Origin of the sequence: Bradyrhizobium sp. Arg237L, assembly GCF_029990105.1 — a bacterium.
Lineage (GTDB): Bacteria > Pseudomonadota > Alphaproteobacteria > Rhizobiales > Xanthobacteraceae > Bradyrhizobium.
In genome coordinates this window covers 1-24850 of the sequence record NZ_JAQMIL010000103.1, presented here as the reverse complement: position 1 = coordinate 24850, position 24850 = coordinate 1, and the positions used below count along the sequence as shown (strand labels likewise).

Annotated in this window: 25 protein-coding genes, 1 tRNA gene, 1 pseudogene and 1 riboswitch; of the genes and pseudogenes, 16 read left to right on the top strand and 11 right to left on the bottom strand. The window is 64.0% G+C overall.

Translation table 11 applies throughout. The features are described 5' to 3' along the window. The first annotated feature begins 202 nt into the window (after positions 1-202). Both OZ411_RS39485 and OZ411_RS39480 read left to right on the top strand, forming a co-directional pair. Positions 203-877 carry a helix-turn-helix domain-containing protein gene (locus OZ411_RS39485; RefSeq protein ID WP_282532269.1) on the top strand — a complete coding sequence of 225 codons (675 nt, stop codon included), beginning with the start codon at positions 203-205 and terminating at the stop codon, positions 875-877. A gap of 35 nt (positions 878-912) precedes the next feature. Continuing rightward, positions 913-1116, top strand: a complete 204-nt coding sequence (locus OZ411_RS39480; RefSeq protein ID WP_282532268.1) for a hypothetical protein — start codon at positions 913-915, stop codon at positions 1114-1116. 27 nt (positions 1117-1143) lie between these two features. On the opposite strand, the gene OZ411_RS39475 is transcribed toward OZ411_RS39480, so the two are convergent. Beyond that, the gene (locus OZ411_RS39475) at positions 1144-2298 is read right to left on the bottom strand and encodes an alpha/beta fold hydrolase (RefSeq protein WP_282532267.1); all 1155 of its coding nucleotides are present in this window, start codon (positions 2296-2298) and stop codon (positions 1144-1146) included. Positions 2299-2392: 94 nt separating this feature from the next. Here OZ411_RS39475 and OZ411_RS43460 point away from each other — a divergent pair, with 94 nt between their 5' ends. The 4 genes and pseudogenes from OZ411_RS43460 to OZ411_RS39455 all read left to right on the top strand — a co-directional run. Then, positions 2393-2557, top strand: coding sequence for a ChaB family protein (locus OZ411_RS43460; protein WP_349017073.1), 165 nt, complete (start codon positions 2393-2395; stop codon positions 2555-2557). Between the two features lie 185 nt (positions 2558-2742). Further along, positions 2743-3108 carry a nuclear transport factor 2 family protein gene (locus tag OZ411_RS39465; protein ID WP_282532266.1) on the top strand — a complete coding sequence of 122 codons (366 nt, stop codon included), beginning with the start codon at positions 2743-2745 and terminating at the stop codon, positions 3106-3108. A gap of 279 nt (positions 3109-3387) precedes the next feature. Continuing rightward, positions 3388-4446, top strand: coding sequence for a class I SAM-dependent methyltransferase (locus OZ411_RS39460; RefSeq protein WP_282532265.1), 1059 nt, complete (start codon positions 3388-3390; stop codon positions 4444-4446). A 330-nt stretch (positions 4447-4776) separates the two neighbouring features. Further along, positions 4777-6219: pseudogene (locus tag OZ411_RS39455) on the top strand (aldehyde dehydrogenase family protein); the annotation flags it as partial. Positions 6220-6229: 10 nt separating this feature from the next. On the opposite strand, the gene OZ411_RS39450 reads toward OZ411_RS39455, so the two are convergent. After that, a tRNA-Gly gene (locus OZ411_RS39450) sits at positions 6230-6303 on the bottom strand. Positions 6304-6447: 144 nt separating this feature from the next. Here OZ411_RS39450 and OZ411_RS39445 point away from each other — a divergent pair. From OZ411_RS39445 to OZ411_RS39430, 4 genes are all read left to right on the top strand, one after another. Then, entirely contained in the window at positions 6448-7287 is an 840-nt protein-coding gene (locus OZ411_RS39445; protein ID WP_282532263.1) for an AraC family transcriptional regulator, read from the top strand. Positions 7288-7343: 56 nt separating this feature from the next. Next, a complete protein-coding gene (locus tag OZ411_RS39440; RefSeq protein ID WP_282532262.1) occupies positions 7344-7703 on the top strand; it encodes a VOC family protein in 360 nt (119 codons plus the stop codon). Between the two features lie 132 nt (positions 7704-7835). Beyond that, positions 7836-8237: an SRPBCC family protein gene (locus OZ411_RS39435; protein ID WP_282532261.1), complete on the top strand. Its 402-nt coding sequence runs from the start codon at positions 7836-7838 to the stop codon at positions 8235-8237. Further along, positions 8237-8761: a hypothetical protein gene (locus OZ411_RS39430; protein ID WP_282532260.1), complete on the top strand. Its 525-nt coding sequence runs from the start codon at positions 8237-8239 to the stop codon at positions 8759-8761. The genes OZ411_RS39435 and OZ411_RS39430 overlap by 1 nt, the downstream gene beginning before the upstream one ends. Positions 8762-8794: 33 nt before the next feature. On the opposite strand, the gene OZ411_RS39425 is transcribed toward OZ411_RS39430, so the two are convergent. Further along, positions 8795-10240, bottom strand: a complete 1446-nt coding sequence (locus tag OZ411_RS39425) for an MATE family efflux transporter (RefSeq protein WP_282532259.1) — start codon at positions 10238-10240, stop codon at positions 8795-8797. 348 nt (positions 10241-10588) lie between these two features. Here OZ411_RS39425 and OZ411_RS39420 point away from each other — a divergent pair, with 348 nt between their 5' ends. Both OZ411_RS39420 and OZ411_RS39415 read left to right on the top strand, forming a co-directional pair. Further along, positions 10589-11926, top strand: a complete 1338-nt coding sequence (locus OZ411_RS39420) for a sorbosone dehydrogenase family protein (RefSeq protein ID WP_282532258.1) — start codon at positions 10589-10591, stop codon at positions 11924-11926. 260 nt (positions 11927-12186) lie between these two features. Continuing rightward, positions 12187-12420 carry a hypothetical protein gene (locus OZ411_RS39415; protein WP_282532257.1) on the top strand — a complete coding sequence of 78 codons (234 nt, stop codon included), beginning with the start codon at positions 12187-12189 and terminating at the stop codon, positions 12418-12420. A gap of 32 nt (positions 12421-12452) precedes the next feature. Here OZ411_RS39415 and OZ411_RS39410 read toward each other — a convergent pair whose 3' ends face one another. Beyond that, positions 12453-13064 (bottom strand): TetR/AcrR family transcriptional regulator, encoded by a 612-nt coding sequence (locus tag OZ411_RS39410; RefSeq protein WP_282532256.1) that lies wholly within the window; start codon positions 13062-13064, stop codon positions 12453-12455. A gap of 101 nt (positions 13065-13165) precedes the next feature. Here OZ411_RS39410 and OZ411_RS39405 point away from each other — a divergent pair, with 101 nt between their 5' ends. Then, positions 13166-13906: an SDR family NAD(P)-dependent oxidoreductase gene (locus OZ411_RS39405; protein WP_282532255.1), complete on the top strand. Its 741-nt coding sequence runs from the start codon at positions 13166-13168 to the stop codon at positions 13904-13906. A 91-nt stretch (positions 13907-13997) separates the two neighbouring features. Here OZ411_RS39405 and OZ411_RS39400 read toward each other — a convergent pair whose 3' ends face one another. Next, the gene (locus OZ411_RS39400; protein WP_282532254.1) at positions 13998-15104 is read right to left on the bottom strand and encodes a 2'-deoxycytidine 5'-triphosphate deaminase; all 1107 of its coding nucleotides are present in this window, start codon (positions 15102-15104) and stop codon (positions 13998-14000) included. A 108-nt stretch (positions 15105-15212) separates the two neighbouring features. Continuing rightward, positions 15213-15292: riboswitch (SAM riboswitch) on the top strand. A gap of 64 nt (positions 15293-15356) precedes the next feature. On the opposite strand from OZ411_RS39400, the gene OZ411_RS39395 reads away from it, so the two are divergent. Then, entirely contained in the window at positions 15357-16550 is a 1194-nt protein-coding gene (locus OZ411_RS39395; protein ID WP_130577644.1) for an O-succinylhomoserine sulfhydrylase, read from the top strand. 80 nt (positions 16551-16630) lie between these two features. Here OZ411_RS39395 and OZ411_RS39390 read toward each other — a convergent pair whose 3' ends face one another. The 3 genes from OZ411_RS39390 to OZ411_RS39380 are packed head-to-tail and all read right to left on the bottom strand — an operon-like array spanning position 16631 to position 19662. Beyond that, complete coding sequence (locus tag OZ411_RS39390; RefSeq protein WP_282532253.1) at positions 16631-17641, bottom strand: SGNH/GDSL hydrolase family protein; 1011 nt, start codon at positions 17639-17641, stop codon at positions 16631-16633. A 15-nt stretch (positions 17642-17656) separates the two neighbouring features. Then, positions 17657-18415: a GDSL-type esterase/lipase family protein gene (locus tag OZ411_RS39385; protein ID WP_282532252.1), complete on the bottom strand. Its 759-nt coding sequence runs from the start codon at positions 18413-18415 to the stop codon at positions 17657-17659. After that, positions 18412-19662 (bottom strand): OpgC domain-containing protein, encoded by a 1251-nt coding sequence (locus tag OZ411_RS39380; protein ID WP_130577641.1) that lies wholly within the window; start codon positions 19660-19662, stop codon positions 18412-18414. The genes OZ411_RS39385 and OZ411_RS39380 overlap by 4 nt, the downstream gene beginning before the upstream one ends. Positions 19663-19890: 228 nt before the next feature. Here OZ411_RS39380 and apaG point away from each other — a divergent pair, with 228 nt between their 5' ends. Next, on the top strand, positions 19891-20283 hold the full coding sequence (gene apaG / locus OZ411_RS39375) for a Co2+/Mg2+ efflux protein ApaG (RefSeq protein ID WP_282532251.1): 393 nt from the start codon (positions 19891-19893) through the stop codon (positions 20281-20283). 136 nt (positions 20284-20419) lie between these two features. Here apaG and OZ411_RS39370 read toward each other — a convergent pair whose 3' ends face one another. The 3 genes from OZ411_RS39370 to OZ411_RS39360 all read right to left on the bottom strand — a co-directional run bounded on the left by OZ411_RS39370 (position 20420) and on the right by OZ411_RS39360 (position 23750). Then, positions 20420-21418, bottom strand: a complete 999-nt coding sequence (locus OZ411_RS39370) for an Hsp33 family molecular chaperone (RefSeq protein WP_282532250.1) — start codon at positions 21416-21418, stop codon at positions 20420-20422. 197 nt (positions 21419-21615) lie between these two features. Further along, complete coding sequence (argF, locus tag OZ411_RS39365; protein ID WP_130583026.1) at positions 21616-22542, bottom strand: ornithine carbamoyltransferase; 927 nt, start codon at positions 22540-22542, stop codon at positions 21616-21618. Further along, on the bottom strand, positions 22542-23750 hold the full coding sequence (locus OZ411_RS39360; RefSeq protein WP_282532249.1) for an aspartate aminotransferase family protein: 1209 nt from the start codon (positions 23748-23750) through the stop codon (positions 22542-22544). Before OZ411_RS39360 ends, argF begins: the two co-directional genes overlap by 1 nt. A gap of 499 nt (positions 23751-24249) precedes the next feature. On the opposite strand from OZ411_RS39360, the gene OZ411_RS39355 reads away from it, so the two are divergent. Next, positions 24250-24765 carry a GcrA family cell cycle regulator gene (locus tag OZ411_RS39355; protein ID WP_282532248.1) on the top strand — a complete coding sequence of 172 codons (516 nt, stop codon included), beginning with the start codon at positions 24250-24252 and terminating at the stop codon, positions 24763-24765. Positions 24766-24850: the final 85 nt, after the last annotated feature.

Here is a 24850-nt window from a genome sequence, read left to right as displayed (position 1 = left end):
TGTAAAGACGATTCACCATCCGCGAATCGTACCTCAACTTCCCGAAATCCGCGAAATTCTTGCCCAGCCTGTGCGCTCCACCCGGGCTACGACATCTCGGGAGACCTACCCTCCGTAATCTTCCTTAGGGAAGGGCTCCGAATTTTCAGACGCGGTGCAAGCGGGCATTCTGGCTCCATCAGATGATTTGAAGGAGCCCGCCATGCACACCGACGCTTCCCGCCCCGTCCTCCGCCAGGCAGCGAGCACGCCGCACCGTCTCGGAAACCCGGCCATGCAGGGTCCGCTTGCGCTGATGGGCACGCCCTTTCAATACGCACGCAATGCCGAGATCTACGGCGAAGATGACGAGGCCGAATATCTCTATCAGGTGGTGTCAGGCACTATCCGCACCTACAAGATGCTGGAGGACGGCCGGCGCCAGATCGGTGGGTTTTATCTGCCGGGCGACATCTTCGGCTTTGAGGCGGCCGAAACGCACTCGTCTTCCGCCGAGGCTGTGAACGGGGCGCAGGTCCTGATCGTCAAGCGCAGCGCGGTGATGCTGCGTGCCGAGCGCGAGAAGGATCTGGCGCAGCAGCTTTGGGATGCCACCACGCGCGAACTGCAGCGCTTCCGCAATCACATGCTGCTCCTGATCAAGACCGCCGAGGAGCGGGTCGCGGGATTCCTGCTCGATATCGCCCGCCGCACCGCCAGCACGACATCGATCGAACTTGCGATGTCGCGCCAGGACATTGCCGATTACCTCGGCCTCACCATCGAGACCGTGTCACGCACCTTCACCCAGTTGGAGCAGTCCGGCGCCATCGCGCTGGCGACCTCGCGCCGGATCGAATTGCGGAACCGCGCCGCGCTGAACCGCCTGAACGCCTGAACGCCTGACCAGGATAGAATTGACCGAGATGTGCCATGAACCATTCATTGATCAGCGCGGATCGTGGCACCCATCGCAAGATCATTGCGCTTGGTGTTGCCGCCGCGGTCGCGATCATGCTGCTGGCGGTTCACGGCCGAAGCAGCGACCAAACTGAAGCTTCGCGCCGGCAGCCCACCGTTCAGCATATTGCCGTGTCCAATGCGACGCGCCCACTCACCGTGGCCGAGTTGAGATAGCGCGGCATCCCGCTGAAGGCTTTCGTCTCACGCCCTGATCCTGGGCCTTGGCTCCGCAACATCGTTACCACCGGCCTGGAGCCAGTGGATGATCCGACGCCACGACTGGCTCAAGCTCTCGCGCCCCATGAAAAGACCGAGGTGACCGCACGGCTCGGAGGACTGCTCCAGCCATTGCGGCGGCGTCCCGAGCAGGCGCACCGTGGCGAGCGCCTGCTCAAGCGGCACGACAATGTCCTTCTCTGCTGCCAGCACGAAGACCGGCACCGTGACCTCGGCGAGATCGATCTTGCGGCCGAGCGCGATGAAGCGTCCCGCGGCGATCCGGTTCTCGCGGAAGATCCAGTTGGTCGCCTCGAGATAAAAGGTTCCCGGCAAATCCAGCAGCTTGCGATCCCAGCGCTCGAAGCGCGCCAGCAGGGCCGCGCCCTGCTCCGATCCATCGCCGACATCCCGCTGCAAGGTCGCTTCGACGTCATGGAGGGTAAGCGGCATGCTCCAGAAGCGAAGCGTATGCTTGCCGCTTATGATGCCCTCTCCCTGGTGCACCAACTCGTCGAACGCTTGCTTTGGCATACTTGCCACCATCCGCGACAGATCTGAGGGCACGGAGACGTCGACCGGCGCACCGGCGAGCACGAGCCGTCGCACCTTGTGTGGAAAACGGGCGGCATAGACCAGCGACAGCCACCCGCCCTGGCACAAGCCGATGAGATCGACCGGTGCGCCGATGTCATCGACCGCCACGTTGAGATCGGCGAGATAGCTGTCGATCGACAAATAGCGCATCTCTGATGTCGCCGAGCACCAGTCGGTGACATAGATGCGATCCATGCCGCCCTGCAGCAGCGCCTGCACCAGGCTATGGCCAGGTGCGAAATCGGCGACCAAGGCCTCGTGCAGCGAAAATGGAGCGCAGATCAGAAGCGGCTGGCCCGTCGCCTTGCGCGAAAAATCCCGCAGCCGCATCGAGGCGAGCTGCAGCGCGATCACGTTCGGCGTGGTCCAGGACAGCGGCGGTTCGCTCTCCGGCTCGGACGGCGTGGGCTCGCGATCAGCGAACCAATGCAGATAGGCCTCCAGCGCCAATCGCGTGGCCGCCATTGGCCATAGCAGCGTCTGCACCGCCCAATCAGTGTCGGCGCTCGGCTTCTCTTCCGGTGGTCTGTTCTTCTCGCTCAAGCTCACTCCCCTTTGCTCGCCGGCGCCATGGTCGGACAGGCATCGGCGGAAGGTTTGACCTCGATCAAGCACCAACGAAACGCAGGACTGCTATATTAGCTCCATTTCGGCGAGGAACGCACCCGCACAAGGAATTGCGGCGCCGGCCCAAGCGGGCGACATCAGGCAAGAGGACATCGCACACCGGACCGCCTCGGCGGCGGTGAAGCGATCCTATGCGAAGGTCGGCGATCACTGGATCCAGAGACCCGGAATCTAGAACTCGAAGAGTTTTGTTCGAACTGCTCCAGCGCGAAACCAACGACTGGCACGTGATCCGGTTTCGCGCACCACCGCAGATTTCCAAGCAGCAGGCGATAACCTCGGAGGTAATCGATTAGCTCACGCCAACATCCGATAGTTCGCAGCAGCCGATCCATTCGGCGATACGCGAAGGAGAGCAAGATGACCGACCACAACACCATCGCAAGCCGCTATATCGAACTGTGGAACGAGCGCACGCCGAGCCGGCGCCGCGAGATGCTGGCCGAGAACTGGACCGCCGACGCACGCTATGTCGATCCGCTGATGAGCGGCGACGGCCACGAAGGCGTCGATGCGCTGATATCAGGCGTCCAGGAAAAATTTCCGGCGTTCAAGTTCAAACTGATCGGCGAACCCAACGGTTTCGGCGACCATCTCCGCTTTTCCTGGGGCCTCGGTCCTGATGGCACCGACAGCCCGATCAAGGGCACGGACTTCGCGGTGCTGAAGGACGGCCGGATCAAGAGCATCACCGGCTTCCTCGACCAGGTGCCGCAGGGCGCGTGATACGACGCGGTGCATGGCGGTGTTGCCGACGCAACATCCGTCAGCCTCGCTGCCATGCACTGCAGTGATGAGAGAAGAGAGCGGAGCAAGTTTGCGTTACCGCTCGCGCGCTTGTGACGGCGATCTCGCTGTCGTGAGACGTAACGCCTCGCTCCCCACCCCGAAACGGCCTTACCATCGGCCAGGCGCTGCGATGGAGCGGTCTTGCGTCCTGCAAGGTCCGCTTCCGCAGCGTCGACGTGACATTTTGGCGAAAGACAATTTCGATGGAGGCATATCATGGAAGTTGATAATGACCGCCTGAACTCTTTCATGGGCAAGATGATTGGTGACATCGGCGCCGCGATGAACGCGTCGCTGATGCTGATCGGCGACAGGCTCGGCCTCTACAAGGCGTTGGCCGAGAAGGGACCGATGAACTCCGCAGAGCTGGCGAAAGCGACAGGCACCGCGGAGCGCTATGTGCGCGAGTGGTTGTCGGCGCAAGCGGCCTCGGGCTACGTCGAATATGACACCAAATCCGGAAAGTTCTCGATGCTGCCGGAACAGGCCATGGCGCTGGCGGACGAGGAAAGCCCGGTTTTCCTGGGCGCGGTCGGCAACCTCGTCGAGGCGACATTTCTTGATGAATCGAAGATCTCCGATGCATTCAAGACCGGCAAGGGCGTCGGCTGGAACAAGCGCAGCGAATGCCTGTTCTGCGGAACGGCACGCTTCTTCCGCACCGGCTACAAGCATCATCTGGTGCAGGAATGGCTGCCCGCGCTGGAGGGCGTCGTCGACAAGCTGAAGCGGGGCGCGAAGGTGGCCGATGTCGGTTGCGGCCACGGCATATCGACCCGGCTGATGGCGGAGGCGTTCCCGAAATCCAAATTCTTCGGGTTCGACTATCACGAGGGCTCGATCCAGGCCGCGCGCGAGCTGACGCGGGATGCGGGACTGTCCGATCGCATGACCTTCGAGACGCACACCGCGAAGACTTTTCCGGCAAACGGCTACGATCTCGTGTGCTTCTTCGACTGCCTGCACGACATGGGCGACCCGGTCGGCGCGCTCAAGCATACCCGCAGCACCATGGCCAAGGACGGCACCTGCATGCTGGTCGAGCCCTTCGCCAACGACCGGCTGGAGGACAATCTCAATCCGATCGGGCGGGTCTACTATGCGGCTTCGACCATGGTCTGCACGCCGGCCTCGCTGGACCAGGAGGTCGGGCTCGCCTTGGGCGCACAGGCCGGCGAGGCCAGGCTTCGCGAGATTGCCCGCGAGGCCGGCTTCACCCGGTTCCGGCGCGCCACCGAAACGCCGTTCAACCTGATCCTGGAAGCACGGCCATAACACCCGGCACTGAGCGCCGCCGCGCGAAGATTCTTCGCGTGGCGGCGGGTGGACTTGACGCGGACGAGTGCTTGCGGGACTTGCTAGAGCATTTTCGGTTCTGATTGAATCAGAACCGAAGCTCTAGATTCTTGTTTTGACGCGTTTTCTTCACGCGAACCGGTGTCCACTTCGCTCGAAAACGCTATAGCAAATCGAGCGCGCGCTTCATGCGCGACCGCTGATCCGAGGACATCCGCCATGAGCACCTCCACGCCAAGCTCCACTGTTGCCAACGAAGCCATCGATCTCCTGACGAAGCTCGGGGCTCTGCCGGCCTTCGTCGCCGACGGCAGTCTGATCGCCCGCTCGCCGATCGACGGCCAGATCATCGGGCGTCTCAAGCCCGGAAGCGACGACGACACGCGCGCAGCGATTGCTCGCGCGCGGACTGCGTTCCTGACATGGCGAACCGTCCCCGCCCCGCGCCGGGGCGAACTGGTCCGCCTGCTCGGCGAGGAATTGCGCAGCTCGAAAGAACTGCTCGGGCGGCTGGTGACGATCGAGGCTGGCAAGATTCTCTCCGAAGGGCTCGGAGAGGTGCAGGAGATGATCGACATCTGCGACTTCGCCGTCGGCCTGTCGCGCCAGCTTTATGGATTGACGATCGCATCCGAACGCCCCGGTCATCGGATGATGGAGACCTGGCATCCGGCCGGCGTGTGCGGCATCATCACGGCGTTCAACTTTCCGGTTGCCGTGTGGTGCTGGAATGCAGCGCTTGCGCTGGTGTGCGGCAACGCTGTGGTGTGGAAGCCTTCGGAGAAAACGCCGCTGACTGCGCGCGCGGTGCAGGCGATCGTCGAACGCGCGCTTGCACGTTTCGGTGACGCGCCGCAGGGGCTGGCCGAACTCGTGCAGGGCGACCGCACGGTCGGCGAGATTATGGTCGATCATCCCGACCTCGCCATCCTGTCGGCCACCGGATCGACGCGGATGGGCAAGCAGGTGGGCCCGCGCGTCGCCGCGCGCTTTGGCCGCGCCATTCTCGAGCTCGGCGGCAACAACGCCGCGATCGTCACGCCGTCCGCCGATCAGGATCTCGCCTTGCGCAGCATCGCGTTTTCCGCGATGGGTACCGCCGGACAGCGCTGCACCTCGCTGCGCCGCCTGTTCGTGCACGAAGATATCGCCGATGATTTCGTCTCGAGGCTCAGCCGCGTCTATCGTTCCGTGACGATCGGCGACCCGCGCGAGCCGCTCACTTTGGTCGGCCCGCTGATCGATGCGGCCGCCTTCGAGGCGATGGGCCGCGCGCTGGATGAAGCCACCTCGCTCGGCGGCAAGGTGCATGGCGGGACCCGCGTGGACCATCAATCCTCTGGCGCCTATTACGTCGCCCCCGCTTTGGTCGAGATGCCGTCCCAAACGGGGCCAGTGCCGCGCGAGACGTTTGCGCCGATCCTGTACGTGATGCGCTACCACGATCTTGCCGAGGCGATCGCCAGCCACAATGCAGTGCCTCAGGGGCTCGCATCATCGATCTTCACGATCGACATCCGCGAGGCCGAGACCTTCATCTCCGCGGTCGGCTCGGATTGCGGCATCGCCAACGTCAATATCGGCCCATCAGGCGCCGAAATCGGCGGCGCGTTCGGCGGCGAAAAGGAAACCGGCGGCGGCCGCGAATCCGGATCCGACGCGTGGCGCGGCTACATGAGACGGGCGACCAACACCATCAACTATTCGCGCGAACTGCCGTTGGCGCAAGGCGTCAAATTCGACGTCGGGTGACGCAAAGGGTTGGAGCGGGCGAAGGGAATCGAACCCTCGTATGCAGCTTGGGAAGCTGCCGTTCTACCATTGAACTACGCCCGCGGATCGCGTTGCCGCTCCTGATTAGCCGAGACCGAGGCTTTCGCCAAGTCGCCTCTCGCGTTCTCCTTAACGGAAAACGTCAGGATTCCGGATGTGCTGCTTGGGGCGTTGCGCCGCCGCGGGCAGATCGCTAAGTCTTAAGGCATGATCCGAAGGCCGCTGTTGCAACGTGAGCGCATTGCCGTGAACGAGTTCCGCTGCACCGCGGTGCCCGGCGAGAAACCGTTTGCCGAACAATATGATGCGCATTCGATTTCCTACGTCTGCAAGGGCAGCTTCGGCTGCCATTGCCGCGGCCGTTTCCATGAGCTGGTGACCGGCGCGATCCTGGTCGGCCATCCCGGCGACGAATATACCTGCACCCATGACCATGTCGGCGGCGACCAATGCCTGTCGTTCTACCTGCATCCGGAGCTGGTGCAGGCGATCGGCGACAGCCGCGCGGTCTGGCAGATCGGATCGGTGCCGCCGCTGCCGGAATTGATGGTGCTGGGCGAGCTTGCGCAAACGGCAGCAGATGGCAACAGCGACATCGGCCTCGACGAGGCCGGCCATCTCCTGGCCAGCCGTTTCATCGAGATGGTCTCGGGACGCGCGGCGAGGCCGGTGACGGCCGCCTTACGCGATCGCCGCCGCGCGGTCGAGGCGGCGCTGTGGATCGATGCACATTCACAGCGGGATATCGGGCTGGATGATGCGGCGGATCAGGCCGGCATCAGCACGTTCCATTTCCTCAGGCTGTTCTCGGAAGTCCTCGGCGTGACGCCGCATCAATATCTCGTGCGCTCGCGGCTGCGCCACGCGGCGCGGCGACTGGCCGACGACGACAGCCCGATCACCGAGATCGCCTACGACGTCGGTTTCGGCGATCTCTCCAATTTCGTGCGCACGTTCCACCGCGCCGCCGGCGTCTCACCGCATGCGTTCCGAAAAGCGTCGCGCGGCGACCGCAAGATTTTCCAAGAACGGCTGGCGCTGCACTAGCTAACCTCCTCCAGTCCCGCGCGTCGTCAGGCGCGCCCTAGCACTGGAGAACAATCATGTATGACCATATCGGACTGCACGTCGGCGATCTCGACGCCAGCGTGCGTTTCTATACCGCGGCGCTGGCTCCGCTCGGCTATGTCCTGTGCTCGCGCGATGACAGTGGCGCCGGTTTCGGCCCGAAGGGCGAGCCGGCGCTGTGGCTGCATCTGCACAAGGGCAAGAGCAATGGCGGCGCCCATGTCGCATTCCGCGCGCCGGACCACGACGCGATCAAGACATTCCACAGCGAAGGATTGAAAGCCGGTGGCCGCGACAACGGCGCAGCCGGCCATCGCAAGGATTACAGCCCGACCTATTACGCGGCGTTCCTGATCGACCCCGACGGCAACAATATCGAGGCGGTGTGCACGTGAGCAACACCGTCATCGCCGCCGTCATTGCGAGCGGAGCGAAGCAATCCATTTCGCCGCTTGCGGAAGCATGGATTGCTTCATCGCTTCGCTCCTCGCAATGACGATTCCACATGCAAAAAAAGGAATCACCCCATGGCTTCCATCCACAAGGAATTCATCATCGACGCGCATCCTGATCAGGTCTGGGATGCCTTACGCGATTTCGGCGCGCTGCATACACGCCTGGTACCGGGCTTCGTGCTCGACACCAAGCTCGACGGCGACGCGCGTATCGTCACCTTCTCCAACGGCACGGTGGCGCGTGAATTGCTGGTCGATTGCGACGATGCACGGCGGCGGCTGGTCTATGCCATCGTCAGCGAGCGGCTGAAGCAGCACAGCGCATCCATCCAGGTGTTCGCCGACGGCGACTGCCGCAGCCGCGTGACGTGGATCGCCGATGTGCTGCCGAACGAGATCGCGCCCTACATCTCCTCCCAGATGCATCTCGGCGTGAGCGCAATGCAGAACAAGCTCGGGCGGGAAGCGGCGTGATGAACCCGTTCCTCGAAGCGCTCGGCGCGGACGGTGCTGCAGCCGACCGCGCCGGCAAGATGGATCTCTACGGCCGCTTCGTCGGGTCCTGGGATCTCGATGTCACCCACATCGCCGAGGACGGCACCAGGCGAGAGCGAAAGGGCGAGTGGCACTTCGGCTGGGCACTCGAAGGCCGCGCGATCCAGGATGTCTGGATCGTGCCGCCGCGCGGCGAGTTGCGCGAGGCCGATGCCAACGCCAATTCCTACGGCACCACGCTCAGGGTCTACGATGGAGAGCTCGACGCCTGGCTGATACAGTGGACCGATCCGGTGACGCGCACCTTCCTGCAGATGATCGGCCGCGCCGAGGGCGCCGATATCGTGCAGTTGGGCACGCGGCCGGACGGACGGCTGGCACGCTGGAGCTTTTCTGAGATCACGCCAAATTCCTTTCTCTGGCGCGGCGAAGTCTCCGGCGACCACGGCGCGACATGGCGTCTCAACGTGGAGTTCACGGCGCACCGGGTGCCCGCTCCGTGATCTTTCTCACAGAGGGCGCGACGACGATAGGCGTCAGGACAGCGCGGGACTTACCTTCGCAATCGGTGCGCGCTTCGGCCCCCAGCGCGTCAGCACCACGCTTGCGCATGAGAGCACGCCGAGCACGACCATCGAGGCGGCTGCGAGCATGAAGAAGTTCTGCGCGGTCGCCTCATGCGTCGACAGCCACCAGCCGCCGGCAGCGATGAAGGCGAGGCGCGCGGTCTGCGCCAGCACCGGGCCCAGCACCTTCGCCGCGCCTTGCGAGGAAAAAAACATCGACATCGCCAGCCCGATGAAAGCGTACATCGGCGCCGCCGTCGACAGATATTGATGGCTGGCCAGGCGCACGGCGGGATCATCGGTGAAGATGTTGACCCACAGGTCGGGGAAGATGGCGAGGAAGGTGCCGATCGTACCGACCGAGACGAACGACACCGTGCCCGCGGTCCAGGCGATCCGCCGCGCCCGCGCGATGCGGTCGGCGCCGACGGCCATGCCGATCATCGGCACTGAGGCGATGCCGGTCGCGAACGCGAGCGACGTCAGCATGAATTCGAGCCGCGCGCCGATGCCATAGCCGGCCAGGATCGCGGTGCCGAAATTCGCCAGCATGTGGGTGAAGATGCTGATGGTCAGAACCGACTGCAGCGGCGAGAAGCAGGCGATGGCGCCGACCCTTAGGATATCGATGAACATCGCCCATTGCACGCGCAATCCCCTGAGCTTCGGCACGACGCGGGCGCGGCCGGAAAACAGGTACCAGCCCATCACGGCAATACTGATCGAATAGGCGATCAGCGAGCCCGCCGCGACGCCGCGCATGCCGAATTGCGGGATAGGCCCGAGCCCGAGGCCCAGTGTGCCGCCCAAAATGATCTGCCAGATCGCGGAAGACAGGATCATGGTCGACGGCAGTTTCATGTTGCCGGTGCCGCGCAATACGCCCGCCATGGTGTTCATCAGCCACGGCAGCACGGCGCCGCCGAAGAAGATCTGGCTGTAGGCGATCGCCTGCGCCAGCACGTTGCCGCGGCCGCCGAGCAATTCCAACAGATGCGGGCCGAAGATCAGCATGCCCAGCATGAAGACGAGCCCGAAGGTGATGCCGATCAGAAGCGCATGCGCCGCAAGCGTGGAGGCACGCTCGGTCTCGCCGGCGCCGAGCGCCCGCGCGATCGCGGAGGCCACCCCGCCGCCCATGGCGCCGCCCGACATGGTCATGGTCAGGATCACGCAGGGAAACACCAGCGCCATCGCGGCCAGCGATTCCACGCCGAGCCGGCCGATATAGGAGGTCTCCGCGATCACCACGCAGGTGCCGGCCGAGAGCGCGATCACGTTGGGCCAGGCAAGCCACAGCAGCGTGCGCAGGATCGGCCCGTCCAGCAGGCGGTTGCGGGCCGGCGCCGTCACCGGCGGCGGCAGCGGGCGCTCTTCCTCGTCGACAGGTATTTCGGCAACCGCAATATCGGGCATTTCCACTCCGACGCCCGCGGTCTGAATGCCGCGGCGCGGGTGCTTCCCTACCACGGCCGCGATCAATTCCACGTGCGCCCGGCGCAGGGGGCCCCTGCGCGATTGGCCGATCGCCCGGACGAATGGCGCTCTGCCACTGGCCGCGGGCTTGGAAGCAGCGGAATGTGGCCGCCGGGAGCCCGTCACCGGCCCCTCGAAAAGGCCGGCCAGCATGCCTGCGGTCACGCTCGCTCCACTTGGGGTTGCCGCGAGCTTAGCCGCGTTGCGTCACACGAAATTCGCGCGGAAAGATACGAACATTCGTGTCCGCGCCGCATTGTCCTCGTGCCACATTTCAGGGAACCCAACATGCGCAAGAATCTGCTGTTGGCAATATCGATCGGCGCATTGGCGCTGTCGCTTTCCGCCTGCAATGACCCGGAGGACACCAAAACCGTCGCGCAGAGCTACGGGGCCGCGCCGGCGCTGCCGCCGCCCGAACATTCGCTGATCCCCACCGTCGATATCGCCACGCCGAATCCGTGGCCTGCCGGCACCAAGCCGGCCGCCGCCAACGGAATGGCCGTCAACGCGTTCGCGACCGGACTCGATCATCCACGCACGGTCTATGTACTGCCGAACGGCGATGTGCTGGTGGCCGAAAGCAACGCGCCGCCGAAGCCAGACGACAGCAAGGGCATCAAAGGCTTCATCTACAAGCAGGCGCAGACTTGGGCTGGCGCCGGCGTGCCGAGCGCCAACCGCATCACGCTGCTGCGCGATGCCGATGGCGATGGTATCGCCGAGACCCGCAGCATTTTCCTGAAAAACCTGAATTCACCATTCGGCATGGTGCTGGTCGGCAATGATTTCTACGTCGCCGACTCCGATGCGATCATGCGCTTCCCCTATCACGAGGGAGATACCAAGATCGACGCAGCCGGCGTGAAGCTCACCGACCTGCCTGCGGGCACCATCAATCATCACTGGACCAAGGACCTGACCGCGAGTCCCGACGGCAGCAAGCTCTATGCGACCGTCGGCTCCAACAGCAATGTCGGCGAGAACGGCATTGACGCCGAGACCAATCGCGCCGCGGTGCTGGAGGTCGACCGCGGAAACGGCCGGTGGCGCGTTTTCGCTTCCGGTCTGCGCAACCCGAACGGGCCATCATGGAATCCGCAGACGGGCGAGCTCTGGGTCACGGTCAACGAGCGCGACGAGCTCGGTAACGATCTCGTGCCCGACTACATGACCTCGGTGAAGGATGGCGGCTTCTACGGCTGGCCCTACAGCTATTTCGGCCAGCATGTCGACAGCCGCGTCGATCCGCAGCGGCCGGACCTGGTCGCGAAGGCGATCGTGCCGGACTATGCACTCGGCGCGCATACCGCTTCGCTCGGGCTCACATTCAACACTGGGAATCTTTTTCCGCAGGACATGGCCGGCGGCGCCTTCATTGCCCAGCACGGCTCGTGGAATCGCAAGCCGCGCTCCGGCTACAAGGTGATCTTCGTGCCGTTCGCGAATGGCAAGCCCGCTGGGCCGCCGCGGGATATCCTGACTGGCTTCCTCAACGACAAGGGCGAGGCACAGGGCCGTCCCGTCGGTGTACGTATGGCCAAGGACGGGGCGCTGCTCGTGGCCGATGACGTCGGCAACACGGTCTGGCGCGTGACGCCGGCGGCGCGTTCGGCCGCGAAATAGCGCTCGGATCGACCTTAGAGCATTTTCGGTTCTGATTGAATCAGAACCGAGGCTCTAGATTCTTGTTTTGGCGCGTTTTCTTCACGCGAACCGATGTCCGCTTCGCTCGAAAACGCTCTGACCAGCCAGAGTTCCTACTGTGGCTTTGCTGCACGCGAACGCAAACATTGCCCGCGGCAGTCGCATCCTCGCCCAAATGGCTTCTCGGTCTCGCCACGAATTCGGTCCACGAAGCCTCGACCATACTTGGGGAGATGGTTATGCGGGCGACCAGACTATCTGCGCCGGTGGTGTCCACCGACGCCACGGCAGAGATCGCGCGGCTCCAGCATGAGCTGGCCGGATTTAATGATCGTATCACGGAACTCGAAAAACAGCATCCCGAGGCTTCAAAGCTGGAAGCGCTGAGGGCGAGCGCGTTGCTGCTGGCCCGGCAAATCGATGAGCTGCGCTGTTCGAGTTCGACCGACCTGACCGAGCTGCTCGCGAAGTAGCTCGCAGCGCCCCGGGACGATTGGCCGGCGAATTAGCCGGGCGCGCCGGTCAGGGGCTTCCATGCGGCGAGCGCCGCGCGCGCAACGCGTTCAAGGTCTCGCCGCGTCGCGCCGTCGCGCGCCTGGATCGACATGCCCTGTTGCACGGTGACGTAGTATCGGGCGATCGCCGCGAGATCGGCGCTCGCCGATATCTCGCCGGATGCCACGCCCTCCTGCAGGCGCTGCCGCAGATCCTCGACGTTTTTCGTACGCATCGCGATCAGCTCCCGCCGCACCGTTTCGGACTGCTCGGTCGCATGCAGCGCCGATAGCACCACCAGGCACCCCGTCGGCCGGTTCCGACGCGTGAACGCCCTCGCCGTCTGCATGAGATAGCTTTCCACCGCCTCATAGGCGGTCGACGCGCGGGCCATGCCAGCCCAGATCTCGGGCCCCTCGGTCGCGCTGTACAATTGCAGCGCTTGCCGGAACAGTTCTTCCTTGCAGCCGAAGGCCGCATACAGGCTTGGCGAAGCGATCCCCATCGCGGTGGTGAGATCGGTCATCGAGGCCCCTTCATAGCCCTTGACCCAAAACACCTCGATCGCGCGCGCGAGCGCGGCATCCTTGTCGAAGCCCCTGGGGCGACCTCGTTCGACCATCCGTCCATCCGATTTCTGTGTCGTTCACTAAATTAATACGCTTGACGACCCGGCGCAACGGGCTATTTATGTATCGATCGACATATAAATGGAGGTGGATCATGAGCACATTGCAGGGAAAGCGGGCGTTGGTAACGGGCGCGAGCCGCGGGATTGGCGCCGCAATCGCAAGGCGGCTCGCCGCCGATGGCGCGAACGTTGCGATCACTTATGAACGTTCGGCCGAGAAGGCGCAGGCGGTGGTCGCCGAGATCGAGCGATTGGGCCGGCGCGGATTCGCGATCAAGGCCGACAGCGCCGATGCCGCCGCGGTCAAGGCGGCCGTGGATCAAGCGGTCGAGGCGCTCGGCGGCCTCGATATTCTTGTCAACAATGCCGGCATCTTCAGGGGCGGGCCGATCGACGAACTCAGCCTCGACGACATCGATGCGACGCTCGCGGTCAACGTCCGGGCGGTGGTGGTCGGATCGCAGGCCGCGGCAGCGCATATGGGCGAAGGCGGCCGCATCATCTCGATCGGCAGCAATCTCGCGACCCAGGTGCCGGGTCCCGGCCTGAGCCTGTACTCGATGAGCAAATCGGCGCTGATCGCCTGGACAAAGGGCCTGGCGCGCGATCTCGGCAGCCGCGGCATCACCGTCAACATCGTTCATCCAGGCTCGACCGACACCGACATGAATCCCGCTGAAGGCGAGCAGGCGGCCTTCCAGCTGGCGCGGATGGCGATCCCCCGCTACGGCAAGGCGGACGACGTCGCAGCGCTGGTCGCATTCGTAGCTGGGCCGGAGGCGCGCTCGATCAATGGCGCGGAGTTCACCATCGACGGCGGCGCCAACGCGTGAACGGCTGGACTTCGTGCACCATGCTGGCCGGGGCGTAGCGCCCCGGCCTTTGTCATGGTCCTCGCAGCGCGCTCCAGGTGAGTGCGCTTGATCACACCCTGAAATGCTTGGAGAGCTTCAGGCCCTGGGCCTGGTAGTTCGAGCCGATGCGCTGGCCGTACATCGCATCGGGCCGGGCGAGCATCTTCTCATAGACGAGGCGGCCGACGATCTGGCCATGCTCGAGGATGAACGGCACCTCGCGCGAGCGCACTTCCAGCACGGCGCGCGCGCCCTGCCCGCCGGCGCCGGCATAGCCGAAGCCGGGATCGAAGAAGCCGGCATAATGCACGCGGAATTCGCCGACCAAAGGATCGAACGGCACCATCTCGGCGGCGTAGTCCGGCGGCACCTGCACGGCTTCCTTCGAGGCGAGGATATAGAACTCGCCGGGATCGAGGATCAGGCTGCCGTCGGGGCGCGCGCGGATCGGCTCCCAGAAATCATCGACCGGATAACCGCCGCGGCGATCGACGTCGACCACGCCGGTATGGCGTTTGGCGCGATAGCCGACGAAGCCGCCGGAATTCTCGCCCGAGAGATCGACCGAAACCGCGACGCCATCGGTGAGATCGGCATCGTCGATATCGACCAGGCGTTCAGCGTTGTGCAGCGCGTCGAGTTCGTCGGCGCTGAGGATGGCATCGCCGGTGCGGAAGCGCACCTGCGACAGCCGCGAGCCCTCGCGCACCAGGATCGGAAACGTCTTGGGGCTGATCTCGGCATAGAGCGGGCCGTGATAGCCGGCACCGATCACGTCGAAACGACGCGTGCCATCGGCGATCACGCGGGTGAAGACGTCGAGCCGTCCGGTCGAGCTCTTGGGGTTCGCGGCCGCGATGATCTCCGGCGGCAGCGCGAGGCTCTCCAAGAGCGGCACGATGTAGACGCAATTGGTCTCCAGCACCGCGTCGTCGGCGAGATCGATCTCGTGCAGCTTCAACTCATCGATGCGCTCGGCAACGGTGGCGCCGGGACCGGGGAGAAAGCTCGCGCGCACGCGATAGGCAATGTCGCCGAGGCGAAGGTCGAGGCTCGCGGGCTGGATCTGGCTCTCGACAAAGGGATAGACCGGCAGGATCAGACCTGCATCCGCCATCGCCGCGATCATGCGGTCGGGCAGGATCCCATTGGCATCGTCTTGCAGCACGAACGACACGGACGCGGTCCCTCAAGACGGCTTAGAGCCACAAAAGGCCCAAAAAATGGATTTTACCGGTTAGCCGATGCCCGCCTTGACGGAAAGAGCGGGAACGAATATCAGCATGACTTATCCCGTGGTGATTTGAGCCGGCCGGCTTGCAGCCACGTTAAATAAGTCGCTAAACAGGCCGGGGACCTCAGCGATCCCGGCCCTTTAGGCCGGTTTTTTTGTGACCATTTTCGAAAGGATGGTCACGTTGGAGGTCCTATGTCCGAGTCCAAATCATCCGCCCGCTACCGCCCCGAAACCCGGCTGGTTCATTCCGGCACGCTACGCTCACAATTCGGCGAGACGTCCGAGGCAATATTCCTGACCCAAGGGTTCGTCTACGCGACCGCCGAGGAATGCGAGGCGCGGTTCAAGGGCGAGGATCCCGGCTTCCTCTATTCGCGGTTCTCCAACCCCGACGTGTCCATGTTCGAGCGCCGCATGATCGAGCTCGAAGGCGCGGAAGCTGCGCGCGCGACCGCGACCGGCATGGCGGCGGTGACGACCGCGATCCTCGCGCCGCTGAAGGCCGGCGATCACGTGGTGGCCTCCAAGGCGATGTTCGGCTCGTGCCGCTACGTGGTGGAGGATCTCTTGCCGCGCTACGGCATCCAATCGACGCTGGTCGACGGGCTCGACCTCGACCAATGGAAAAAGGCGATCCGGCCGAACACCAAGACCTGCTTCCTGGAGAGCCCGACCAACCCGACGCTCGACGTGCTCGACATCGGCGCCATCGCGGAAATCGCGCATCAGGGCGGCGCACGACTGATCGTCGACAATGTGTTCGCGACCCCGATCTGGCAGAGCCCGCTGTCGCTCGGCGCCGACGTCGTGGTCTATTCTGCGACCAAGCATATCGACGGCCAGGGGCGGTGCCTCGGCGGCATCATCCTTTCCTCCGAGGCTTTCATCACCGAGCACATCCATAACTTCCTGCGCCAGACCGGGCCGTCGATGTCGCCGTTCAATGCATGGGTGCTGCTGAAGGGGCTGGAGACGCTCGCTGTGCGCGTCCGCGCGCAGACCGAGACGGCCGCGAAGATCGCAGACGTGCTCGCAAGCCATCCGAAGATCACGCGGCTGATCTATCCCGGCCGCGCCGATCATCCGCAGGCAGCCACCGTGAAGAAGCAGATGCGGTCGGGATCGACCCTGATCGGGTTCGAGGTCAAAGGCGGCAAGGCCGGCGCGTTCCGCTGCCTCAACGGGCTCAAGATCTCGCGCATCTCCAACAATCTCGGCGATGCCAAGAGCCTCGTCACCCATCCCGCCACCACGACGCATCAGCGCCTGGGGCCGGACGCGCGCGCCGAGCTAGGCATCAGCGAAGGCTTCATCCGCTTCTCCGCGGGCCTCGAGCACGCCGACGATCTGATCGAGGATTTTGTCGAGGCGCTGGAGACGGTGTGATCCAAGGCGAATGGCGAATAGGGAGTAGCGAGTAGGGTCAAGCCCCATTCGCTATTCACCACTCGCCATTCGCTTTCAGCTTACATCGGCCTGTACGTCCGCACATCCGCCGGCACGTTGACGCCGAGCTTGATCTGGCCGACCGACCTGATGATGTCGTCGCCGAGCAACTGGGCGAAGCAGGCATAGCCCCAATCATTCATGTGCAGGCCGTCGGCGATCACGAAGCTGTCGATCGGGATCGACTGCTTCTCGTGCCATTCACGCATCACCTCAAAGCGCGGGAAGATGCTGACATGGCGGAGCTCGGCGATGTGGTTGAGCAGCCGGATCATCTTGTTGGCGCTGGCGGCGCGCTCGGTGACGCGCGGCGAGTATTGGGGATCGACCAGCACGACGTCCGCGCCGGCCGTCTGGATGCGCGCCACGCCATCCTCGACCATCTTTTCGGTCTCGCTCGGGTCGAGGTCGCGCAATACCGCATTGGTGCCGACCTGCCAGATCACGAGGTCCGGATGCGCATCGATCACCTCGGTCTGCAGGCGCCGCATCATTTCGGGCGCGTCTTCGCCGCCCCTGCCGCGGTTGACGACACGGATGTCGGCGCCGGGATATTGGCGGTGCAGTTGCGCCGCGAGCCGGTTCGGATAGGTGAATTCCGGCGCCGACGAGCCATAGCCCTGGGTCGAGGAGGAGCCGAAGGCGATGATGGTAACCGGCTGGCCCGCGGCAAGCTTGCTCGCGACGTGGGGCAGCGAGCCCATCGTCTTCGACACGCCCTTCGGCGGCAGGCAGGGCACACGGCGGAAGATGTCGCTGGCCGACTTCGCGACCTCCTTCACCTTGTCGATCGCCTTGCCGGCGATGCCCTTCTTGGCGGCATCGGCCTCGGTGGCACCGGACAGGATGGCCGGCGTGGATGGTCCCGATTTGTCGGATGAGGGGTGGGATTTCGCGCCCTCAGAAAGCGTCGCATGCTGGTCGCCTTGCGCAACTTGCGCGCGCAGCGGCGAGGTCGCGAGCACGGCTGCCGCGACGGCGGCGGCTGCGACCAGCCATGCGCTTCGACAAAAAGGGCGGTAGGTCCTCATTAACGCTGGTTCCCTTTAGTTCTGCTGCGCCGGTCCGAGGTGGGCCGCGTCGATCACGAATTTCGACAGCGCGCGGCCGAGACAGGCATGCACCCGCTTGGCCAGTTCCACGCCGTGGGCGGAGCTGAACAGGTCGAAATCACCGGCATCGTTCCAGTGATGCATGATGGCGAAACGATCAAACAGCGGGACATCATGTTCTTGCGCCGACACCCGCATATTATCTAGGTATGGTGAGCCGGAAATCATGCTTTCGGTGCGGGGGCTGTACTGAAGATTGACCAGGACCACATTGGTTCCCGCCTGTTGCAACGCAGTAATCCCCGCATCGAGGGCATTACGAAAATCGTCAGGATCGATCGACCGGATAGCATCGACGGTTCCCGTCTGCCAGACCACTAAAGTAGGCCGTTTTGCTTCCACCAGCTTAACAAAGCCGGCCGCCATATCCTCCGCGGTCTTGGCGGACTGTGCTTCCACGGACAGGTTAACGGTGGTGCTGGGCAGGCTTTCCTTGAGCGCCGCCTGCAACTTTGCCGGGTAGGCGCTGGCCTCGAAGGAGGGAATGGTGGAGGAACGGCTGCCGACCACGAGCACGTTCAGGGGCTGGCCGCTCCTCACCGCCTCGGCCACCTTGGACAACGAGCTTTCGGTGGACAGCAGATTGGCCGGGACGTCGCAAATCTGCTCGGGATCGCCGGCGCGTGCCGGGGCCGCGGACAGAGAACCGGCCAGCAATGTCAGGCCCAGCACAGTCCATAAGCCGGACTTCATACCGCCCCTCCCGCCAGGTCGGCATTGCCGCCGGCGCTCTTGTATCGCGCGGCGCCTTTGTCGGCGGAGTGTTTGTACCACGAAATCACCCACGCCATGGCGCACATGATGACAATCCCAGTGACGCTGACCAGGAAGTGCATCCCGGCGCTGCCGGACACCTCGGCCAAGATGAAGTGCCCGGCAAATGCCAGGAACACGCCAAGGCAGAATATCTCAAGGGAGTGCTGGCCGCAGAGGATCAAAGGTCGCAGCCACGGGGATTTCAGGCCCGGCCAATCCCGGGGCAGGACGCGGACGGTAATGGCCGCCAGCGCCAGGAAATGGGCAAAGCGCAATACGTCCAGATCGGTCTTGTTGATCGGGTACATCCACTGCTCGATGCGGCGCGGCACGATGTGGCCGAGCTGCGGCAGATACCAGGACAGCGTGACCAGGAACGCCGCGAACAGATAGGCGATGCAGATCCAGAGCGTGATCGGGGAGGCCAGGATACGCGACATCCTTCTTGCGCCGCCGAGCGCGCACCAGGCGCCGAACACGAACAATAATTGCCAGGCGAACGGATTGAACGCCCAGACGCCGTTCGGATAGGCGCTGAGATAGAGATCGAAATGCCAGGTCAGGACGTAGAGGCCGGCCGAGAGGGCCAGCGTCACGTCGGTCCGCCATTTCATCAGCCACAGGATCAAGGGCAGGAACAGCATCAGCACGATGTAGAGCGGCAGCACGTCCATGTTGACGGGACGGAAGCGCAACAGCAGCGCCTGCACGATGGTGACATCGGGCTGCTTGAGGAAATCCATGATCCCCATCTCTTCGGTGTAGAGCGGGTTCTCGAAGCGGGTGGCGACGTAGGAGATTTCCGCAAGAAAGATCGTGAACAGGAATACGTGGGCGACATAGATCTGCCAGACGCGGCGCAGGATGCGCGCGGTCGCCACCACAAAGCCGGCCTGAAGCATCGCGCGGCCATAGACGAAGGCCGCGGTGTAGCCGGAGATGAAGATGAAGATCTCGGTCGCGTCGGAGAAGCCGTAGTTGCGGATCGTGAGCCAGGTCAGGATGTTCGTCGGCAAATGGTCGATGAAGATCAGCCACAGCGCGAGCCCGCGGAACAAATCCAGCCGCAATTCGCGCTCGGAGGTCGCGGGCATCGTGATCGCGGGCGCGGCGGCGACCGCTCCGCTCGCATCCTTGGCGTCGGCAAGCTGCGTTCCGGAAATTGGATCGGCAATCGACGTCATCGGGCACCATGACCGTGCGAAGTTTTGCGCCGCCCCGACTCGAAAAAGATAATATCCGCCCACCGCTTGCGGACAAGATACGGAATTGACGCGGATGCTCGCGCCTTTAGAGCGGAACTATGGTCAAACGGCGATGAAAAACGCCAGCTGAGCAAACTTTCGTCAGCCGGTCCAACGATTGGTTCCGACGGACTTATTGGCTATGATGCGATTTGAGGAGACTGAAACGTGTACCGCGCCGTCACCCGCGACATCGAAGTCACCGTCGAGCCGAACTTCCTGCCGGAACGTTCGTCGATCGAGAACCGGCAATATTTCTGGTCCTACACCATCGTCATCACCAATTCCGGCACCGAGACGGTGCAACTGCGCACGCGATACTGGATCATCACCGACGCCACCGGCCGCCAGCAGGAAGTGCGCGGCGAGGGCGTGGTCGGCGAGCAGCCGGTGCTCGCGCCGGGCGAGCGCTTCGAATACACCTCCGGCGTGCCGCTGCCGACCGCCTCCGGCATCATGAGCGGGCGCTACCAGATGGTGAGCGAAAGCGGCGAACGGTTCGAGATCGACGTGCCGACATTTTCGCTCGACAGCCCGGACGGGAAGAGAGTGTTGAATTGACGAGCGCGTGTGCCCTCACGGGGAAATCGTAGGGTGGGCAAAGGCGCGTCTTCGCGCCGTGCCCACCATCCAGATTCCGCTCGCGATGGTGGGCACGCTACGCTTTGCCCACCCTACAATTCTAAGTTCGATAGCCCTACTCCACGCCCGCTTCTTCCGGCGTGAATTCGTAGACCGACGAGCAGAACTCGCAGGTGACGACGACCTTGCCGTCCTTGACCATGTCGGCGCGATCCTTCGCCGTAAAGCTTTTCAGCATCGAGGACACCGCCTCGCGCGAGCAGGAGCATTGCGCGCGCAGCGGCAGCGGCGCGAACACACGCACGCCGCGTTCGTGGAACAGGCGGTATAGCAGCCGCTCGCCCGACAGATCAGGGTCGAGCAGTTCGACGTCCTCGACCGTTCCGATCAGCGACTGCCCCTCGACCCAGGCATCGTCTTCCGGAACCTCATGGGCGGCGGTGCCTTCGGGCGCATCGCCGGGATGCAGATCGGCCTGCCGCGCGCGCTCCGGCGCCTTCGGCAGGAACTGCAGCAGCATGCCGCCGGCGCGCCAGCGAACCTTGCCGCCGTCGCCGCCGCGCCATTCCTCGCCGACCGCAAGGCGAACGCGCGTCGGGATCTGCTCCGAGCGCAGGAAATATTCATGGGCTGCGTCTTCGAGGCTGCCGCCATGGAGCGCGACCAGGCCCTGGTAGCGGCTCATGTCCGGCCCCTGGTCGATGGTCATCGCGAGATGGCCCTTGCCGAGCAGCGCGCCGGAATCGAGCCCGTCGTGCAGCCGCGTCGCATCGTAGCGCGCATAGGCCCGCAGCCGATCGGGCGCCTTGAAATCGACGATCAGGAACGAGACCGGGCCGTCGGTCCGGGTCTGCAGGATGAAACGGCCATCGAACTTCAGGGATGAACCGAGCAGCGTCGTCAGCACGATCGCCTCACCGAGCAATTTGCCGACGGCAGGCGGATAATCGTGCTTGTGCAGGATGTCGTCGAGGGTGGGACCGAGCCGCGTCAGCCGCCCACGCAGATCGAGTGCATCGATCTCGAACGGCAACACCGCGTCGTCGACCGGCACGGCCGATGGCGCGCGGGTCGGCGTTTCCGTGATCTTGATGTCGGGGGATTGTGAAACCATGGCGCTCTATCTGGGGTCTTGAGAGGCGAAACGAAAGGGGTTCACATTCGTCGTTTTGTTTGTCGTCCCTGCGAAAAGCAGGGATCCATAACCACCAGCGATGGTTGTTGCGCTTCGCTGTCGCTCCAGCGAACGCGATCGGCCTGTGGTTATGGGTCCCGGGTCAAGCCCGGGACGACAGCCGTTCTTGCGGTCGACTACGCGACCGCGTCAAAACACCAGGCCAGAATGCCCTTCTGCGCATGCAGGCGGTTCTCCGCCTCGTCGAACACCACCGATTGTGGACCGTCGATCACCTCGTCGGTGACTTCCTCGCCGCGATGTGCAGGCAGGCAATGCATGAACAATGCATCGGGCTTCGCCAGCGACATCAGCTTGGCATTGACCTGATAGGGCCGGAGCAGATTGTGCCGGTGCTCGCCGTCCTTGTCGCCCATCGACACCCAGGTGTCGGTGACGACGCAGTCGGCGCCACGCACGGCTGCTTCGGGATCGTTGCCGAGCACGATCGGCGCCTGGGTCGCCTTGATCCAGTCGCGCATCGCCTTGTTCGGCGCGAGCTGCGGCGGCGTCGCGATGTTGAGGGCGAACTTGAAACGCTCGGCGGCATGCGCCCATGACGCCAGCACGTTGTTGTCGTCACCGGTCCAGGCCACGATCTTGCCCTCGATCGAACCGCGACGCTCCTCGAACGTCATCAGGTCGGCCATCACCTGGCAGGGATGCGAGCGCCGGGTCAGCCCGTTGATCACGGGGACGGTCGCATGCGCGGCAAGCTCGAGCAGCGCATCGTGGTTGAGGATGCGGATCATGATCGCATCGACATAGCGCGACAGCACCCGCGCGGTATCGGCGATGGTCTCGCCACGGCCAAGCTGCATCTCGGCACCGGTGAGCATGATCGATTCACCGCCAAGCTGGCGCATGCCGACGTCGAACGACACCCGCGTGCGGGTCGAGGGGCGCTCGAAGATCATCGCCAGCGTCTTGCCTTCGAGCGGCTTCGTAGCCCTCTCATGCGCCTTCAGTCTCGCCTTCATGGCGGCGCCGGCGGCGAGCATGGCGCGCAGCTCGTTGAGCGACATTTCGTTGATGTCGAGGAAGTGACGGGGTGCCTTGCTCATCATCCCGCTGCCTTCTTCGACGGTCCACTTGAGAGCGCGGTGCAGGCGCGCTCGAGGCAACCGATGGCGTGCTCGATCTCGGCCTCGCCGACGATCAGCGGCGCGAGGAAGCGCACCACATTATCGCCGGCGCTGACCGTGAGCAGCTTCTGCTCGCGCAGGGCGTTGACGAGGTCGCCCGAGGGCACCACGGCCTTGACGCCGATCAGAAGCCCCTCGCCGCGCACGTCCGCGAGAATGGACGGATAGCGGTCGACCACGGAGGCGAGCTTCTGCTTGAGCAGGAGCGACATCTTCTGCACGTGATCGAAGAAGCCGGGCTGCAGCATCACATCGAGCACGGCGCTGGCGGCCGCGACCGCGAGCGGGTTGCCGCCGAAGGTCGAGCCGTGCGAGCCCGGCGTCATGCCGGACGCGGCTTCCGCGGTCGCAAGGAAGGCGCCGATCGGAAAGCCGCCGCCGAGCGCCTTGGCCAGCGACATCACATCGGGAGTGACCCCGATGCGCTTGTAGGCGAAGAGATCGCCGGTGCGGCCCATGCCGGTCTGCACCTCATCGAAGGCGAGCAGGAGATCGTGCTCGTCGCAAAGCTGGCGCAGCGCCTTGAAGAAGGCCGGCGGCGCAGAGCGCACGCCGCCTTCGCCCTGCACCGGCTCGATCAGGATGCCTGCCGTCTGCGGACCAATCGCGCGTTTCACCGCTTCGATGTCGCCATGCGGCACCTGGTCGAAACCGTCCATCGGCGGGCCGAAGCCCTCGAGATATTTGGCGGCGCCGGTCGCGGCCAGCGTCGCGAGCGTGCGGCCATGGAAGGCGCCTTCGAAGGTGATGATGCGGTAGCGCTCCGGATGCCCCTTCGAGAAGTGATAGTGACGCACGAGCTTGATCACGCCTTCCATCGCTTCCGCGCCGGAATTGCAGAAGAACACGAAGTCCGCAAAACTCTGCTCGCACAGCCGCGCGGCAAGCTTCTCGCCGTCGGGACTCTTGAACAGGTTCGACATGTGCCAGAGCTTCGTCGCCTGCTCCTGCAGCGCCTTCACCAGATGCGGATGGGCATGGCCGAGCGCGTTCACCGCGACGCCGGAGGTGAAGTCGAGATAACGCTCGCCTTTGGTCGAGATCAGCCAACAGCCTTCGCCGCGTTCGAAGCCGAGATCGGCCCTGGCAAAAACGGGAAGCAGATGCGACGTGGCGCTGTCGGTCATGGCGATCACTGAAGGGTTTTAGACAAGCCTTTCAGATGAGCCCTGGCGGCGTGCAGCGATGCAGACACGCGGCTGGAGCTCATCCAGCGAAAACAAAACGTGCCGCCTTTGCAGGGCGGCACGTAAAGGCATTCTATGCGCGCGGCGGGTGCTGTCAATCGCCACGAAGCCGCCAGGCTGCGCTGCAAAGTAGCGGGTAATCCGCGGGTTTCCAGTGTAGTGGAAAAGCCCGATTGCAATCCCTAAATGTCGGAACATGTGGACGCATAGGCGCGGACTCTTGCGCCAGAGTCACGCCATATTGTAGCGTCTGGCCTGTCGGGTACGACATCTCGTGCGGCAGTTTTGATCCCTAGAGTCCTTTGTGTGCGGCGTACACGTTCGGGTGCGGTTTTCGTGCCCGGCGAGCCTTAAGGGATTCTGCCCGCAGGGATTTTTGAGATTAGGCATCGCAGCGCTGTCCCAGGATCGGCCGGCGCAACGCGAAGGGAAAGATGCGATGACGGTATTGACCTGGTCCGACGAACGCGTCGAGCAATTGAAGAAGCTCTGGGAAGCCGGGCTCTCGGCCAGCCAGATCGCAGCGGAACTCGGCAACGTGACGCGCAATGCAGTGATCGGCAAGGTGCACCGGCTCGGCCTCTCGGGCCGCGCCAAGAGTCCTGCTGCAGCCGCGCCGCGGCAGCGCAAGGCGCGTCCCGCACAGCCGATGATGCGCGTAGCGCGGCCGGTCTCCCGCGGCAACACCGCACTCGCCCACGCCTTCGAGGTGGAGGTGGAAGCGGACCCTATCGCCTACGACAATGTGGTGCCGATGAGCCAGCGGCTGTCGCTGCTCGAATTGAACGAGGCCACCTGCCACTGGCCGGTCGGCGATCCCTCGAGCCCGGAATTCTTCTTCTGCGGCGGCAAGGCGCTTCCCGGCCTGCCCTATTGCGCGCACCACTCCCGCGTCGCCTACCAGCCGGCAACGGACCGCCGCCGTCCGACGGTCAAGCCGTCACACGGCAAGTAAGCCGACGACAGATCGTAGCCCGGGTTGCGCTTCGAGACTGGGTAAGAATTTTTTCCGCCCGGATTACAGGGCACAGGCGAATGCC

What these genes read in the sequence shown, in the direction of transcription:
- OZ411_RS39485 (WP_282532269.1), top strand. Translation starts at nt 203, where the DNA reads ATGCACACCGACGCTTCCCGCCCCGTCCTCCGCCAGGCAGCGAGCACG.
- OZ411_RS39480 (WP_282532268.1), top strand. Translation starts at nt 913, where the DNA reads ATGAACCATTCATTGATCAGCGCGGATCGTGGCACCCATCGCAAGATC.
- OZ411_RS39465 (WP_282532266.1), top strand. Translation starts at nt 2,743, where the DNA reads ATGACCGACCACAACACCATCGCAAGCCGCTATATCGAACTGTGGAAC.
- OZ411_RS39460 (WP_282532265.1), top strand. Translation starts at nt 3,388, where the DNA reads ATGGAAGTTGATAATGACCGCCTGAACTCTTTCATGGGCAAGATGATT.
- OZ411_RS39445 (WP_282532263.1), top strand. Translation starts at nt 6,448, where the DNA reads ATGATCCGAAGGCCGCTGTTGCAACGTGAGCGCATTGCCGTGAACGAG.
- OZ411_RS39440 (WP_282532262.1), top strand. Translation starts at nt 7,344, where the DNA reads ATGTATGACCATATCGGACTGCACGTCGGCGATCTCGACGCCAGCGTG.
- OZ411_RS39435 (WP_282532261.1), top strand. Translation starts at nt 7,836, where the DNA reads ATGGCTTCCATCCACAAGGAATTCATCATCGACGCGCATCCTGATCAG.
- OZ411_RS39430 (WP_282532260.1), top strand. Translation starts at nt 8,237, where the DNA reads ATGAACCCGTTCCTCGAAGCGCTCGGCGCGGACGGTGCTGCAGCCGAC.
- OZ411_RS39425 (WP_282532259.1), bottom strand. Translation starts at nt 10,240, where the DNA reads ATGCCCGATATTGCGGTTGCCGAAATACCTGTCGACGAGGAAGAGCGC.
- OZ411_RS39420 (WP_282532258.1), top strand. Translation starts at nt 10,589, where the DNA reads ATGCGCAAGAATCTGCTGTTGGCAATATCGATCGGCGCATTGGCGCTG.
- OZ411_RS39415 (WP_282532257.1), top strand. Translation starts at nt 12,187, where the DNA reads ATGCGGGCGACCAGACTATCTGCGCCGGTGGTGTCCACCGACGCCACG.
- OZ411_RS39410 (WP_282532256.1), bottom strand. Translation starts at nt 13,064, where the DNA reads ATGGTCGAACGAGGTCGCCCCAGGGGCTTCGACAAGGATGCCGCGCTC.
- OZ411_RS39405 (WP_282532255.1), top strand. Translation starts at nt 13,166, where the DNA reads ATGAGCACATTGCAGGGAAAGCGGGCGTTGGTAACGGGCGCGAGCCGC.
- OZ411_RS39395 (WP_130577644.1), top strand. Translation starts at nt 15,357, where the DNA reads ATGTCCGAGTCCAAATCATCCGCCCGCTACCGCCCCGAAACCCGGCTG.
- OZ411_RS39390 (WP_282532253.1), bottom strand. Translation starts at nt 17,641, where the DNA reads ATGAGGACCTACCGCCCTTTTTGTCGAAGCGCATGGCTGGTCGCAGCC.
- OZ411_RS39385 (WP_282532252.1), bottom strand. Translation starts at nt 18,415, where the DNA reads ATGAAGTCCGGCTTATGGACTGTGCTGGGCCTGACATTGCTGGCCGGT.
- OZ411_RS39380 (WP_130577641.1), bottom strand. Translation starts at nt 19,662, where the DNA reads ATGACGTCGATTGCCGATCCAATTTCCGGAACGCAGCTTGCCGACGCC.
- OZ411_RS39370 (WP_282532250.1), bottom strand. Translation starts at nt 21,418, where the DNA reads ATGGTTTCACAATCCCCCGACATCAAGATCACGGAAACGCCGACCCGC.
- argF (WP_130583026.1), bottom strand. Translation starts at nt 22,542, where the DNA reads ATGAGCAAGGCACCCCGTCACTTCCTCGACATCAACGAAATGTCGCTC.
- OZ411_RS39360 (WP_282532249.1), bottom strand. Translation starts at nt 23,750, where the DNA reads ATGACCGACAGCGCCACGTCGCATCTGCTTCCCGTTTTTGCCAGGGCC.
- OZ411_RS39355 (WP_282532248.1), top strand. Translation starts at nt 24,250, where the DNA reads ATGACGGTATTGACCTGGTCCGACGAACGCGTCGAGCAATTGAAGAAG.